The organism is Chryseobacterium sp. BGA-UO-ETr-SB22, from assembly GCF_059567885.1.
On record NZ_JCAQOV010000004.1, the window covers coordinates 405,777 to 420,817 of the forward strand.

The window sequence follows — 15,041 nt, forward strand, 5'->3', positions numbered from 1 at the left end:
GTCTTCTAAAATTAAAATGGATTATAAGAGAAACCTAGACCAAAGTAGAAAGCTGTTGCTTTTGACTGTCCGTTAAGCCCTATATTAACATTATTTACCGTTCTGTACTGAGGCATTGCATATCCTCCGGCAACATCAATCCCGAAATGCTTCAGTTTAAATCCTACCCCACCTGTAACTACATAAGTATCATATGAAGGTGTTTCCGGAATAAAATTATCTGTTGTATAAGGTGCTTCGTCATAATAAGCTCCCAAACGTCCGTAGATCATATCAGTGAACGCATACTGAGTTCCCAATCTGAATGTCTTGGAATTTCTGAAGTTCTTAGGATTGGTAAGAATAGTAGGATCCGATGGATTATTTCCAATAGGAGCATTCTCGAAATCTAAAGTAAGTTTGCTATATCTTTCCCATCCATGGTAGTTAAAGTCTGCAGAAACCAGCCATTTCGGTGTCACTTTATAGGTTAAACCGATTGTATATTCTTCAACCAATGGAAGAACTGCTGAGAAACCATCTTGTCCTGCTGCATTCAGTTTTAGCTGTGTATAAACAGATTGTGACGGAAACTGGAATGTAGCCGTTCCACTTTTAGCTTTCATATCTATTGCTGAACGGTAGGCAATACTCACGTCCAATTTCGGGTCAGGTCTGAAATAGAAACCAAATCCGTATCCGTGTCCGGTTGCATTTTCATCATTAATATTAACTTTCCCGTCGAACTGTGTTACCGCTTTGTCCCAATCTACCTTTCCTCTTGCGTAGATATAGCTAGCACCAAAAGATACCCAAGGAGCCAGTTTCACAGAGACCATTGGCTGGAAATAGAAACTTTTCAGTTCCATTTTCTGAACCAATTCTTTACCTTCCCAGTTTTCAGGCCATTTTATTGTACTTCCAAAAGGTGTTGTAACACTAAGACCTACGGTAAGTTTCTCTATTGGTCTATAAGTAATCGCCGCATAGAAAGGAGTCCCTATAGGGTTATCCGTTTCTGCGCTTTGTAAAGTATTGAAGTTTTGAAAAGTAACTTTATTACTTGCACCAAACCCTCCTGCCACTACACTCAGCTTGGAAGGGATAAATGACATACCCGCAGGGTTAAAGAATGTCACACTCGCGTCTTCGGCATGAGCACTAGTATGCGCCATTGCCAATTGTTTTACCCCTTGCAGGGAAACTCTGAAGCCTCCTGCGTAAGATAGAACTCCCGCCAATAAAGCAGTTGATACTAATATTTTTTTCATAGACTATTATTATATAAGCCAAATATAAAATTATTTTGAATACGTCTGTTAATATTTGCTAATATTTTAAACAATATCTCAAAAGAAAACTATGTTTAAAATAACACCTTCATATAAACAAAACTCAAAATTTTCATTATTAAACATTTAAGAATATTTTTAAACAATCCATATTTAAGTGTTTAACATTAAACAATTGTTTAACTTTAAAGTTATCTTACCTCAAAATTTCAGAACAGGGTATCAAATGATAATAAATGTTAAAGTTGAAAAATCTTTTCATTAAAAATTTCCTTTAGAACAAGCTTCTTTCAGTCTCCCGCTTCTATTCTTACTTAAAATACATCAATGTTTTGTCCCGAATTCAGGTTATTTAAGTATTTTAGAATTGCATAAAGATAAAAATACATAAATTTGCAGATTATAAATAATAGTAATATGAGTTGTGGATGTAAAACATCCGGCGATTCTGCACATTCTTGCGGCCCTAAAAAAACCGCAAATGGCTGTGAAAGTGTAAATACCTGCGGGAATAGTTATAAATTAAGTGTTTTTGACTGGCTTTCTGACATCAACAATCCGGCACCTAACAGGTGTGATTTTGTAGAAGTTAGATTTAAAAATGACAGAAAATCGTTTTATAAAAATGTAAATAATATTCCTTTACATATTGGTAGCGTAATTACAGTAGAATCAAGTCCGGGACACGATGTAGGCGTTGTAAGCCTTACGGGAGAATTAGTAAAGATTCAGATGAAAAAGAAAAAATTTTCTGAAGAATTGGCACTCAAAATATACAGACAGGCCAACCAAAAAGATCTTGAGGTATGGCAGGAAGCAAGAAAAAAAGAAGATGGTGTAAAGCTTGAAGCAAGAAAAATTGCCCAAAGAATAGGCCTTGAAATGAAAGTTACCGATGTGGAATATCAGGGGGACTCTTCAAAAATAACCTTTTATTACACCGCTGAAAACCGAGTGGATTTCAGACAGTTAATCAAAGAATACGCCGGAGCATTCCGTACTAAAATTGATATGAAACAGATCGGTTTCAGACAGGAAGCTGCAAAAGTAGGTGGAATCGGATCTTGTGGGCGTGAACTTTGCTGTTCTACATGGCTTACAGATTTCAGATCTGTAAACACCAATGTGGCAAGATATCAGCAATTGAGTATTAATCCTCAGAAACTGGCCGGACAATGTGGTAAGCTTAAGTGCTGTCTTAACTACGAGCTTGACAGCTATTTGGATGCATTAAGCAATTTCCCTTCTTCTTCAACTACTTTAGAAACAGAGAAAGGAAAAGCATTTTGTATTAAAATTGATGTTTTCAAAAAGAAAATGTGGTTTGCTTATGTAGACAGCTCCATTGCCTGGTATGATTTCGACATTGATCTTGTTAAAAAACTGATTTCAAAAAATAAAAGAGGAGAAAAGATACTTCCTCTGGAAGACTTGAAACAACCTGAACCTTCTGCTCAAAATATTGATTTGATCCAGGAAAACAGTGTGGATCGTTTTGAAAAGAAAAACAGAAGTAACAACAGAAACAGAAACAATCAGAACAAGCAAGGCAACCACCAACAGGGACAACAAGGGCAGCCGCAAGGGCAGAAAAGAAACAGACCGGAAAGACAAGACAGACCGGAAAGATCTGAAAAGCCTGAAAACCCTAATGCTCAGCCTGGAAATCAGCCCAGACCTCAAAAACAACATCCTCAGCAAAAAGCACCTGCGGAGAAAGTAGAGGGTAGTTCTGATGCTGATAATAAGCCACAAAACAACCCGAACAAGAAGAAATTTAAAAAGAAATATCCTCCAAAAAAAGATAATAATGCATAAAATTTTAGGATTATTTTCCCTTATCCTTTTCTTTAGCTGTAACTCTTCCTCAGGAGGAGATGTCATCATGAATTCCGTTGATAACAAATGGAATAAGAAAAATGAGCAAAAATTTAATCTTGAAATTTCAGATCCGCAGAATCCTAAAAATATTATATTTGTTGTAAGGAATAATAGTGATTATCCTTACAGCAATATCAGGTTTATTGTGAATTTCACCAATCTCCAGACTAAAAAAAAGGAAACAGACACCTTGAATTATGTACTGGCAAAACCAAATGGAGAATGGCTTGGTACAGGCTTTGGTGATACAAAGGAAACTTTGTTTCAGTATAAATGGAATTATCAATTTCCGGTAAAAGGAAAATACGAAATCGGCCTGACCCAGGCGATGAGAAACGATAACCTTTCAGGAATTGAGGATATTGGGATAAAAATAGAAACGGCTAAACCGTAACCATAAATGGAAGAAAACAAAAAAAATGCAGGAAATAAGGGGAAAACATTTCCTCTGCCTCCCAAAAAAAAGAAAGATACCTCCTGGAAAAAATGGGTTTCATTTATTTGGATTGGACTCATTGCGGTAGTTCTGGGAATTTCGGGACTTTTCTTTGCGGTTTCTCAAGGATTCCTTGGGGAAATGCCTGATGTAAAAGAACTTGAAAACCCTGACATCTTTGTCGCTTCTGAAATCATTTCTTCAGACGGGGTTATGTTGGGTAAATTCGAAAAGGAAAAAACACAGCCCATTGTTTATAAGGATCTTCCTCCTTACCTTATTTATGCCCTTCAGGCTAAAGAAGATGAGCGTTTCAAAGAACATTCAGGAATCGACTTGTATTCTATTGCCAGAGCCGTAGCATATGGTGGTGGACGTGGTGGTGGTTCTACAATCACCCAACAGCTGGCAAAACTTCTTTTCACAGGAAATGCATCTCAAAATAAGTTTGAAAGAGCATTCCAGAAATTAAAAGAATGGGTTGTTGCAGTAAGCCTTGAGAAAAGATATACCAAAGAAGAGATTGTTACTCTTTATTTCAATAAGTTTGATTTTCTTTTCAATGCTAACGGTGTTGAAATGGCTTCCAGAGTTTATTTTAACAAAAAGACTTCGGAGCTTACATTACCTGAAGCTGCAACTTTTGTAGCAATGCTCGAAAACCCAAGAAAAAACAACCCTTACAGATATCCTGAAAAGGCAAAAGAAAGAAGGAATGTTGTATTGGATCAGATGCAGAAAACCGGATACATTGATGCTGCTACCTATGAAAAAGCAGCCAACACTCCAATAGAAGTAGACTTCCACCCTATCAAAAGCATTACTGACGGATATTCAGCTTATTACAAATTCTATCTGAGAAAAGAGATTGATAAGTATCTTGAAACTCATGAAAAAGAAACCGGTAAAAAACTTAACCTTTACAAAGACGGTTTAAAAATATATGTTACTCTTGATTCTAAAATGCAGAAGTATGCAGAAGAAGCAATCAGGGAACACTTAACGGATCTTCAGAAAAGATTTGATGCAGAACAAAGAGGAAGAAAGAACAGACCTTTCTACTATCTTAATGACAAACAGATCAAAGATGTGATGCTTCAGGCAATGAAAAGAACAGGCCGATACAAGCTGTTAAAAGCTGACGGAATGCCGGAAGACTCCATCATGATGGAATTCAAGAAACCTATCAAAACTTCAAGATTCACATGGAACGGTGAAGAAGAAGTAGAGATGTCTCCTTGGGATTCTATCAGATACCACAAACAAATTGCACAGGCAGGTCTGATGTCTATGGTTCCTGGAACCGGAGAGATCAAAGCATGGGTAGGAGGTATTGACTGGCAGCACTTCCAATATGACCACATCAAACAAGGTAAGAGACAGGTAGGATCTACCTTCAAGCCTTTCGTGTATGCAACAGCTATCATGAAACTGGGAATGACACCTTGTTCTGCTGTTTCTAACGGAACTTACGATCATAACGGATGGCATGTACCGGGAAGAGGAGGAATGCTTACTTTAAAAGATGCATTGGCACACTCTCAAAACCCTGTTGCTGCAAGACTTATTGAAATGACAGGAGTAGATGCTGTAATCCAGACTGCAAGAGATCTGGGAGTAACAGAAGATATTCCAAGAAACAATACAATTGCTTTAGGTTCATCAGACATTACTATTTATGAAATGTTAGGAGCTTACAGTACTTTTGCCAACTATGGTAACCACAATAAACCGGAAATGATCTGGAGAATTGAAGATGCCAATGGTAGAGTTATCAAAGAAGTAAATGTAGAGCCAAAAGAGGTAATGAACCCAATGTATGCTTACACCATGATCGAACTGATGAAAGGTGTTGCACAATACGGAACCGCTTCCGGAGAGCTTGGAAGAAGAGGAATTTCAAAAGCAGTAGAAATTGCTGCTAAAACAGGAACAACTCAGAACAACTCCGATGGATGGTTTATGGGAATCACACCAAAATTAGCAACCGGAGCATGGGTTGGATGGGAAGACAGAGCCACTCACTTCTTTGGAACCGGTGAAGGTCAGGGGGCAAAAATGGCATTGCCAATATGGGCAATCTTCATGAAGAAAGTATGGGCAGACAAAAGCTTAGGAGTTACTCCTGATGATAAGTTTGTAAAACCTTCTGATTGGAAAGACGGCTGTTCAAACCTTAAAGGCTTAAGCGGAGGATATGGAGATGATGGAAGTCTTCAGACGATTGATGAGATCAAAAATCCAAGACCGGCAGATCCTACTCCTAAAAAACCTACAGAAAAGAAAGAGGACAACATCAATGAAAACCTTCATTCTAATGATGAAGTAGATTTCAATAAATAAATTCTCTTTTAGAAATACACAAGACCTTTCAATTATTTGGAAGGTCTTTTCTTTTATAATTAATACCTTTGACCTATGAATATCGAACGTATCAGACAACCTTTTATTGAGAATTTTCCAGGTGATTTTTCCAACAACGCAATGCAGAGAAATACTCCAAAGGTTTTATTCGCCACTATCAAACCCGCTGGCTTTGATCAGCCTGAACTGATTGCTTTTAATGAAATTTTATCAGAAGAAATAGGATTAGGGAAATTTGAAGATAAAGATCTGGACTTTCTGGTTGGAAACAACCTTCCCGAAAACGTTAAAACATATGCTACAGCTTATGCAGGACATCAGTTTGGAAACTGGGCAGGACAGCTCGGAGATGGAAGAGCAATCCTCGCAGGTGAGATTACAAACGAAGCTGGAAAAAAGACAGAAGTTCAATGGAAAGGTGCCGGAGCTACCCCCTATTCCAGACATGCTGACGGACGAGCCGTATTAAGATCTTCTGTACGGGAATATCTGATGAGTGAAGCTATGCATCATTTAGGCGTTCCTACAACAAGAGCACTTAGTCTCGCTTTTACCGGTGAAGATGTAATGCGCGATATTATGTACAGTGGAAATCCTCAACTTGAAAAAGGTGCAGTAGTTATCAGAACTGCTGAAAGTTTCCTCCGCTTCGGACACTTTGAACTAATGTCAGCTCAAAGAGAGTACGACAGCCTGCAGGAACTTGCTGATTTTACCATTGAAAATTATTTTCCTGAAATAACATCATCTGACAATCAGAAATACAGAGACTTCTTTGAAAATATCTGTACGCGTACTGCAAACTTAATGGTTGAATGGTTCAGAGTAGGATTTGTACATGGAGTTATGAATACTGATAATATGTCTGTTCTGGGATTAACTATTGACTACGGACCTTATTCTATGATGGATGAATATGATTTGAATTTCACCCCCAATACCACAGACCTGCCCGGAAGAAGATATGCGTTCGGAAAGCAGGGACAGATTGCCCAATGGAATCTTTGGCAGCTTGCTAATGCACTTCATCCCTTAATTAAAGATGAAAAATTTTTAGAAGATACCTTAAATAATTTTGGAACTTCTTTTTGGGAAGCTCATGATCAAATGCTTTGTAAAAAATTTGGATTTGATAAGCTTCAAAAAGAAGATGAGGATTTTTTCACTAACTGGCAGGGATTAATGCAGGAGCTTCAGCTAGACTACACCCTGTTTTTCACTCAGCTGGAAAAAATAACTCAAGATACGGATATCAAAGAGCATTTTAAAGATGTTTCTTATATCGTTTTGAATGAAAAAATGCAGGAAAAACTTAGAGATTTTATTAAGAATTATGAAGCGAGGCTAGATTTAAATTCTATTTCAAGAGAGGCTTCATTAGCCATTATGCAAAAAACAAACCCAAAATTTATCCTGAGAAATTATCTTCTTTACGAATGCATTGAAGAGATCAGTAACGGTAAAAAAGAAATGCTGGAGAAACTCACCAAAGCTTTAGAATTTCCCTATCAGGAAATATACCCTGAGTTCTCTATTAAAAGACCATCTGGTTATGATGATACTGCAGGATGTTCTACACTTTCCTGTAGTTCTTAAATAAGAAATATTCACAAATAACACAAAAACAAGTAATTATTTTCATTTTTTTATTACATTTACTAACAACTTTAAAACCAAAAAAAATGAAAACAAAATTACTACTCATGTTCTTAGTCTCTTTTATATTTGGGAATGCGCAAATTCTCTCAGAGACTTTCCAAGGTACAACATTTCCCCCTACGGGATGGACAACAGGCACCAATGTAGCATCCAGACCTTGGGGTTTTACAACAATCATCTTCAATGCATCCGGACAGCTCACATTTAATATTAATGGAGGAAAATCGGCAGGTATTGGATGGATTGCACAGGCACAGGACGCTCATTTAACAAGTCCTTCTTTCAGCTTAGTCGGAACAACCAATCCGGTACTTAAGTTTAATGCCAAAATAGGATACGAATACATGGTTGATCCCAATCCTAACGGAGATTTAAAAGTAGAGGTTTCCACAGACGGAGGAACTGTATGGAATCAAGTATGGGTTGAAGAAGACTATGGAGTATTTGTTGATTATGAAACATTGGCAATTACAGTTAGTTTAACACCATATGCCGGACAGGCAAATGTTAAATTCAGATTCCACTATGTTGCCAATGATGCAGATAGTCTTTCAATAGATGATGTACAGGTTTTATCAAGTGCTACATTATCTACACAAGAAACAATTGCTAAAGCAAAAGGTATCACTGACGTTTATCCAAATCCAACAAAAGGAGAAATTAATATCAAAACAGATAAAAAAATCAAATCTGCCACAGTAATTGATATCAGCGGAAAATCTTTACTCAATAGCACTTCCGAAAGAATAGACATCTCTTCCCTTCCAAAAGGAAACTATCTATTAAAAATAGACTTCTCTGACGGAACTTCTACTACAGAAAAAGTAATCAAACAATAATACCGTTTATACAAACTTCTACAACCACCAACTTTTGGTGGTTTTTTTATTTTACTTTTGCAAAAAATCCTACACGTGTCTTTTATTAAAACAAAAATCATCAATTTCTTTAAACTGATTTTTCCTTCCACTTACACTGAGCTGGCAGTTTTTCTCTTTTTTATAATCTGCTATGGAATTTTAGGCTCATATATCGCCCTTCATTACAGGATTATATTTGACAGCAGAATTCCTTGGGATGCTTATTTCAGTTTTGATAACAAATCTATCCTTATGACTGGGGGAAGTTTTGAAAGACACCCTCTATCCTACTATTTTTTCAACTGGGTAAGAGAATTTTCATTATTTATTTCAGGGGGAAAAATGGATGCAAACTTCAGGCTTACATTGGCATGGCTTAGCAATATTATCATCAGCTTAAACATCGTTCAGGTTTTCAAATATCTAAAGAACATTATCTGTCTTCCGCTATGGTTGAGTGTTTTAATTATTTTATTTTTTGGAGCTTTTTCAACCAATATTATATTGTCCTTTACTCCGGAAAACTTTACCTACACTCTATTTTTACTCTCATTATACAATTACTATGCAGCAATAAAACTTAGAAAGGAGGAAAAAACACCAGCTGTCGCTCTTTCGCTTGCCGGAATTACGATCGGAGGACTTACTATTACCAATTTTGTAAAGGTTTTCATTCCCCTACTTTTTGAAAAAAATCTTTTCAAAGACTGGAGAAAATTCGGAAATGCAGTGCTTAGAGTAGCTGTTGCTGCCATTTGCTTTGTGCTGCTTTATTTAAACAGAATTGATTTTAAATATCAGAATATCTTTTCCAAAACCAATCAGCAATATGAAAAATTCTCTAATGTAGAATCAATGCCCACCTGGGATATGATTCTTTCATTCTTTTTCGGAGGCAACATTCTTTTCCCGGGATTCATTATTTCAGATAAACATAATATGAAGGGATTTGACTTTAAAGGGCTTTATATGGACCTTTATTCATCTGCTTTTCCTTACATTTTTACAGCAATTTTAATGATCCTGCTCGTTTGGAGTTATTTTAAAAATTTCAAAAACAAATGGGTTCAGGTTATTGCCATTTCTTTTTTCGTTGATATTGTGATCCATTGTGTGATGAGGTTCGGGCTTCATACTTCCTCTATCTACGGAGGACATTTTGTTTTCGTATATCCACTACTTTTGGGATGGCTTTTTTATGCTTACAGATCATCCCCGAAAATATTGTCAGTTTTAACATTAACTGTGGTTTTACTATTTGTCTATCTGCTACTCAACAACCTATTTCGAATGACAGAATTTTTCTGGTTTATGGAAACGTATTACCAATAAAAAAAGCTGAGAATATTTCTCAGCTTTTTTGTTTTTATGTTGAAATGAATCACTTCTATTTTGCTTCCGCACAGAAAATTCTGTACTGTACTGCTACAGCAGATTTGAAATACTCTCTGATTTTAGAAAGGTCGCTCGCTGCACTTTGTTTAGTGAAATAACTTCCAGCTAAAATCTTATAGTTAGGTCTTAAAGAAGCATCCGTTTCCACTTTCAGGTTAGGGAATCTTTTTCTGAAATAAGACTTTACTTCATTAGCTTCTTCGTTACTTTTTACCGTTGTAATTTGAATCTTAAACCCTAAAATTCTAGGATTTTTCTTACAAATTTCAGCATTGGTAAGTTCTCTGTTCGGCACAAAGATTTTAGGAGGCTTTGTACTTATCCCTGTAGAAATTCCAATATCATTGGATCCGGAATCTTTAGGAAAATTTGTAGGAGTAACTTTCGCACATTTTCCTTCCACTCCTTCCAAAGCAGCATTTATTTTGGAGTCCATTGTCATAACAAGCTCTGTTCCTGAAAGAGTGTCTTTTTTAACAACCTGCTGTGCCTCAATATTATAAAAACCAAATAATGATAATATCGAAAATATTTTAATCAAATTTTTCATTTAAACTTGTTTTCGCAAATTTATACAAATTAAAAAACTATACCAAACAGAGTTATTTAGAATCAATACAAATTAAACGTAAATGATATTTTCCCCTTTCCTTATACCGTTAAATTCCTGTTAAAAATATTATTTTTGCGGGATTGATATGTTCAATATTTTACTAACATAAGATAATTTAAATGATTAGTTGGAGAAAGCATTATAAAAAAACGTTGATCGCAATAGGATTATTGCTATCAACCAGTGCTTCATTTTACGGGCAAGACGGCGATCCTAAAAACGGAGAGAAACTTTTCAAAGCGAATTGTACTGCATGTCACGCGCTGGACAAACAAGTTATTGGACCTCCATTAAAAGGGGTTGTAGAACGTGTAAAGACAGAAGGCGGTGTAGACAAAGATTGGCTTCACAAGTGGATCAAAGACAACAAAGCTCTGAGAGCTTCTGGGGATAAATACGCCAATGAAATTTTTGAAAAGTATAATAAAACTGAGATGTTGCAGTTTCCTAATCTTACAGATAAGGATATTGACGACATTTTAGCTTTCACTACTAATCCTCCTGCTCCGGAAGAGAAAAAGCCGGAAGCAACCCCTGCAACTGACGCTACTGCGGCAGCACCTGCAGACAAAACTACGACAAACGTTGTTATCATTTCACTTTTAGCGATCGCAGGATTACTAGTTTGGATCTTGGTAAAACTAAGACAATTGGTAAAACTGGGTCAATCTGAAGACTTAGCTGGACTCAACGAATCAAGAGTTCGTTCTTTCAGTGAAATGTATGAGAAGTTCCACTACATTGGGAAAGGGCTGTTAGCAATTCTTGCTATTTTAGCTGCCTATGGAGTATGGAACTGGTTGATGTGGATTGGGGTTTACAAAGGGTACAAACCTGAGCAGCCTATCTACTTCTCTCACAAAATTCACGCTGGAGAACAGAAAATTGATTGTCAGCTATGCCACTCTAGTGCTAAATACGGAAAGGTATCTGAAATTCCTTCTATGAACGTTTGTATGAACTGTCACAGAACAATTTCTGAATACAACGCAGATCACTACATGGAGCCAGGAAAAGATAAGGCATTCTATGACGGAGAAATCCAGAAGATCTACGCTGCAACAGGTTGGGATCCTGCAAAACAACAGTACACAGGAAAAACACAGCCGGTTGAATGGACAAGAATCCACAACATGCCAGATTTCGTTTACTTCAACCACTCTCAGCACGTAATTGCTGGAGAACAAGCGATCATCAATTCTTTCAACAAAAAGAATCCTACCAACAAAATTGATGTTGTATGTAAAGCTTGTCATGGTAAAATTGATACAATGAATGTTGTTCAAATGGCTAACGACTTTACTATGGGATGGTGTATCGAGTGCCACAGAACGACTGAAGTTGATATGAACAACGGTTATAATAAAGAGTACTTCAAAAATCTACATGACAAGTTGAAAAAACAATATCCACAAGATGGAGGTAAGATTACTGTAGATGCAATTGGAGGTCTTGAGTGTGGTAAATGTCATTATTAATAACTAAAAAATTAGAAGTATAAATGGCTTCAAACAAAATACAATTCAGAAGTATTCATGAACTTAAAGATCCAGCTTTGAATAATAAGCTGGCTCAGAAAGAGTTTCAGGAAGAAATTCCGGTAGAAGATTTCCTTGGAGATGCTGAGAAAAACGGATCTAGTACTTCAAGAAGAGATTTCCTGAAATTATTAGGATTCTCTACAGCAGCAGTTACATTAGCTGCCTGCGAAGCTCCGGTAATCAAAACGATTCCTTATGTGGTAAAGCCGCATGACATTATTCCGGGAGTCCCTAATTATTACGCTTCAACATATTTTGACGGTTTCGACTTTGCTAGTGTTTTAGTAAAAACCCGTGAAGGGAGACCTATCAAAATTGAACCAAACCCAGCTGGTGGTGATTTAGGTAAAACTAATGCAAGAGCTCAGGCAAGTGTACTTTCTCTTTATGATAATGATAAAGTAAAGCAGCCTAAACTAGACGGTAAAGATGAAACTTTCGATAAAGTAGACAGTTTTGTTATTAAAGGTTTGGAAGAAGCTAAAGCGTCTGGCAAAAAGATTGTGGTTTTATCACACTCTTTTGCTTCACCAACTTTCAAAAAGTTATTTGCTGAATTCAAAGCTAAATATCCTACAGCTGAATTAGTAACTTATGATGCTTTCCCTTATTCTGCAGGATTAGATGCAGCTCAGGAAGTATTCGGACAAAGAGCATTACCTGTTTATGACCTTAAGGGTTCTGAATTGGTAGTTGCTTTCCAGGCTGATTTCTTAGGAGACTATAATGCTTCAAGCTTAGAAACTTCTTATGCAGCAGCTAGAAAACCAGGAGCAAGCATGTTGAGACACATCCAAGTGGAATCTAACTTGTCATTAACTGGTGCTAATGCTGACTCAAGATATAGATTAAAACCAAGTGCTGTAAACAAAACGTTAGTTGAAGTTTACAATGCAATTGTAGGTGCAGGGACTTCTGATAAGACTGCCACTGAAATTGCTAACGAATTGAAAGCAAAAGGAAGCAAAGCGGTTGTTTTCGCTGACGGTTCTAAAGGAGCACAGGTTTTAGCACACTTAATCAACCAAAAATTAGGTTCAGTAGCTTTCACTGGTAAAGCAAACTTCCTTAAAGAATTTAACGGTGCTAAATACCAGGAATTCCTGGGATGGGTAAATGGTGGACAAGTTGGTGTATTAGTTACCAACAACGTAGACCCTATCTACTCTCATCCAAAAGGAGAAGATTTCAAAAAATCTTTATCAAAAGTTCCTTATGTAGTTGCTGTAGCAGATAAGAAAAATGAAATGTACAAAGCAGCGAAAGCTGTAATTCCTGTAGCTAACTGGCTAGAGTCTTGGGGAGATATCGAACCACAGACAGGAGTATATTCATTGATGCAGCCTACGATCCAGAAAATCTACAAATCTAGACAGATTGAAGAATCTCTATTGGTTTGGAAGAATGGTAAAAACAATGCAGCAAACAACTACTACGATTATTTAAAAGCAAGCTCAGCTTCACTTTTAGGTGGTACTTCTTTCAACAAAGCATTGTATAATGGTATCAACGCTTCTACAAACGCAGCAACTTTATCTTACGCAGGCGGAAACGCTGCACAAGCGGTTGCTGAATTAGGAAACTTCAAAGCTTCTGAATTAGAATTAGTATTATATACTAAGACTTCAATGGGAGATGGTACTCAGTCAAACAACCCTTGGTTGCAAGAATTACCTGACCCAATTACTAGAATGTCTTGGGATAACTACCTTACAATTTCTCCGAAAGATGCAGAGAAGTTTGCAATTGACAACGATCTTAATGCGAGAATGCAGTTAGATGGTTCTATTGTAAACCTTACTGTAAACGGAGTAAAAATAGAAAACGTTCCTGTATTCGTACAGCCAGGACAAGCTGAAGGATCTGTAGGTCTTGCACTTGGTTATGGTAAGAAAAACTCAGGAGCAACTGCAGATACAGGGGTAAATGCTTATCCTTTATTTGATGGTTCTAACTTAGCTCTTTCAGGTGTTAAAATCGAGAAGACAGGAGAAGATCACGAATTTGCAGGTATCCAGCTTCAAAATACATTAATGGGTCGTTATGAGATCGCGAAGGAAGTTCCTTTAGCTGAATTCATTAACGTTGCTTTTGATGATGAACACAAAGGATGGAATAAGCCTTTGGAATACCACACGATCAGTGGAGCACTTCCAGCGAGAAAAATCGACCTTTGGGATGCTTTCGATGATACAGATGGTCCTCACTTCAACTTATCTATCGACTTGAACTCTTGTACTGGTTGTGGAGCATGTATTATTGCTTGCCAGGCAGAGAACAACGTTCCTGTAGTAGGTAAAGAAGAGGTAAGAATGTCTAGAGATATGTACTGGTTAAGAATTGACCGTTATTATTCTTCAAGACAGAAAGTAGAAGTATACGAAGGATTGAAAGAAGGAATGGCTGTACCTGAATTGTATGGTACTGCTTTCGGAGACGGAGGTGCATTAAACCACCCTGCAGACAACCCGGATGTAATCTTCCAACCTGTAATGTGTCAGCACTGTAACCACGCTCCATGTGAAACTGTATGCCCGGTAGCGGCTACTTCACACGGTAAGCAGGGTCAAAACCATATGGCTTACAACAGATGTATCGGGACAAGATATTGTGCAAACAACTGTCCGTACAAAGTAAGACGTTTCAACTGGTTTACTTATAACCTAAATGAAAAGTTCGATTTCAACATGAACAACGATTTAGGAAGAATGGTACTTAACCCGGATGTAGTTGTAAGAACTAGAGGGGTAATGGAGAAATGTTCAATGTGTATCCAAATGACTCAGAATACTATTCTTGAGGCTAAGAAAGAGGGAAGAAAAGTGAAGGATGGAGAATTCCAGACTGCTTGTTCTAAAGCTTGTTCTACAGGAGCAATGACATTTGGAGACATGAATGATAAAGATTCTTCAATTAGAGAGCAGTATGCTTCTAACAGAAGATATTATTTACTAGAGGAGATCGGAACAAAGCCAAACGTGTTCTATCACACTAAAGTAAGAAACAGAGTAGAAAAATAAA

10 protein-coding genes are annotated in these 15,041 nt (G+C 37.0%); 8 read left to right on the forward strand and 2 right to left on the reverse strand.

Annotated features, from left to right (window positions below; all coding sequences use genetic code 11):
- Positions 1–11: 11 nt before the first annotated feature.
- Positions 12–1,250, reverse strand: coding sequence for an OmpP1/FadL family transporter (locus AC57AW_RS05565; protein ID WP_496351115.1), 1,239 nt, complete (start codon positions 1,248–1,250; stop codon positions 12–14).
- A 438-nt stretch (positions 1,251–1,688) separates the two neighbouring features.
- Here AC57AW_RS05565 and AC57AW_RS05570 point away from each other — a divergent pair, with 438 nt between their 5' ends.
- From AC57AW_RS05570 to AC57AW_RS05595, 6 genes are all read left to right on the forward strand, one after another.
- Positions 1,689–3,089, forward strand: a complete 1,401-nt coding sequence (locus AC57AW_RS05570; RefSeq protein ID WP_496351116.1) for a PSP1 domain-containing protein — start codon at positions 1,689–1,691, stop codon at positions 3,087–3,089.
- Positions 3,082–3,546 carry a gliding motility lipoprotein GldH gene (locus AC57AW_RS05575; protein ID WP_496351117.1) on the forward strand — a complete coding sequence of 155 codons (465 nt, stop codon included), beginning with the start codon at positions 3,082–3,084 and terminating at the stop codon, positions 3,544–3,546. Before AC57AW_RS05570 ends, AC57AW_RS05575 begins: the two co-directional genes overlap by 8 nt.
- A gap of 6 nt (positions 3,547–3,552) precedes the next feature.
- A complete protein-coding gene (locus AC57AW_RS05580; protein WP_496351118.1) occupies positions 3,553–5,931 on the forward strand; it encodes a transglycosylase domain-containing protein in 2,379 nt (792 codons plus the stop codon).
- 75 nt (positions 5,932–6,006) lie between these two features.
- On the forward strand, positions 6,007–7,548 hold the full coding sequence (locus AC57AW_RS05585; protein WP_496351119.1) for a protein adenylyltransferase SelO: 1,542 nt from the start codon (positions 6,007–6,009) through the stop codon (positions 7,546–7,548).
- Positions 7,549–7,634: 86 nt separating this feature from the next.
- The gene (locus AC57AW_RS05590; RefSeq protein ID WP_496351120.1) at positions 7,635–8,450 is read left to right on the forward strand and encodes a T9SS type A sorting domain-containing protein; all 816 of its coding nucleotides are present in this window, start codon (positions 7,635–7,637) and stop codon (positions 8,448–8,450) included.
- Positions 8,451–8,525: 75 nt separating this feature from the next.
- On the forward strand, positions 8,526–9,803 hold the full coding sequence (locus AC57AW_RS05595; RefSeq protein WP_496351121.1) for a DUF6080 domain-containing protein: 1,278 nt from the start codon (positions 8,526–8,528) through the stop codon (positions 9,801–9,803).
- A 55-nt stretch (positions 9,804–9,858) separates the two neighbouring features.
- On the opposite strand, the gene AC57AW_RS05600 is transcribed toward AC57AW_RS05595, so the two are convergent.
- Positions 9,859–10,416 (reverse strand): SPOR domain-containing protein, encoded by a 558-nt coding sequence (locus AC57AW_RS05600; protein WP_496351122.1) that lies wholly within the window; start codon positions 10,414–10,416, stop codon positions 9,859–9,861.
- Between the two features lie 182 nt (positions 10,417–10,598).
- On the opposite strand from AC57AW_RS05600, the gene AC57AW_RS05605 reads away from it, so the two are divergent.
- Together AC57AW_RS05605 and AC57AW_RS05610 are read left to right on the forward strand one after the other, a co-directional pair.
- Positions 10,599–11,957 carry a c-type cytochrome gene (locus tag AC57AW_RS05605; protein WP_318847489.1) on the forward strand — a complete coding sequence of 453 codons (1,359 nt, stop codon included), beginning with the start codon at positions 10,599–10,601 and terminating at the stop codon, positions 11,955–11,957.
- Positions 11,958–11,980: 23 nt separating this feature from the next.
- Positions 11,981–15,040 carry a TAT-variant-translocated molybdopterin oxidoreductase gene (locus AC57AW_RS05610; RefSeq protein WP_496351123.1) on the forward strand — a complete coding sequence of 1,020 codons (3,060 nt, stop codon included), beginning with the start codon at positions 11,981–11,983 and terminating at the stop codon, positions 15,038–15,040.
- Position 15,041: the final 1 nt, after the last annotated feature.

Coding starts and splice junctions, on each gene's coding strand:
- AC57AW_RS05565 (WP_496351115.1), bottom strand. CDS start 1,250: ATGAAAAAAATATTAGTATCAACTGCTTTATTGGCGGGAGTTCTATCT.
- AC57AW_RS05570 (WP_496351116.1), top strand. CDS start 1,689: ATGAGTTGTGGATGTAAAACATCCGGCGATTCTGCACATTCTTGCGGC.
- AC57AW_RS05575 (WP_496351117.1), top strand. CDS start 3,082: ATGCATAAAATTTTAGGATTATTTTCCCTTATCCTTTTCTTTAGCTGT.
- AC57AW_RS05580 (WP_496351118.1), top strand. CDS start 3,553: ATGGAAGAAAACAAAAAAAATGCAGGAAATAAGGGGAAAACATTTCCT.
- AC57AW_RS05585 (WP_496351119.1), top strand. CDS start 6,007: ATGAATATCGAACGTATCAGACAACCTTTTATTGAGAATTTTCCAGGT.
- AC57AW_RS05590 (WP_496351120.1), top strand. CDS start 7,635: ATGAAAACAAAATTACTACTCATGTTCTTAGTCTCTTTTATATTTGGG.
- AC57AW_RS05600 (WP_496351122.1), bottom strand. CDS start 10,416: ATGAAAAATTTGATTAAAATATTTTCGATATTATCATTATTTGGTTTT.
- AC57AW_RS05605 (WP_318847489.1), top strand. CDS start 10,599: ATGATTAGTTGGAGAAAGCATTATAAAAAAACGTTGATCGCAATAGGA.
- AC57AW_RS05610 (WP_496351123.1), top strand. CDS start 11,981: ATGGCTTCAAACAAAATACAATTCAGAAGTATTCATGAACTTAAAGAT.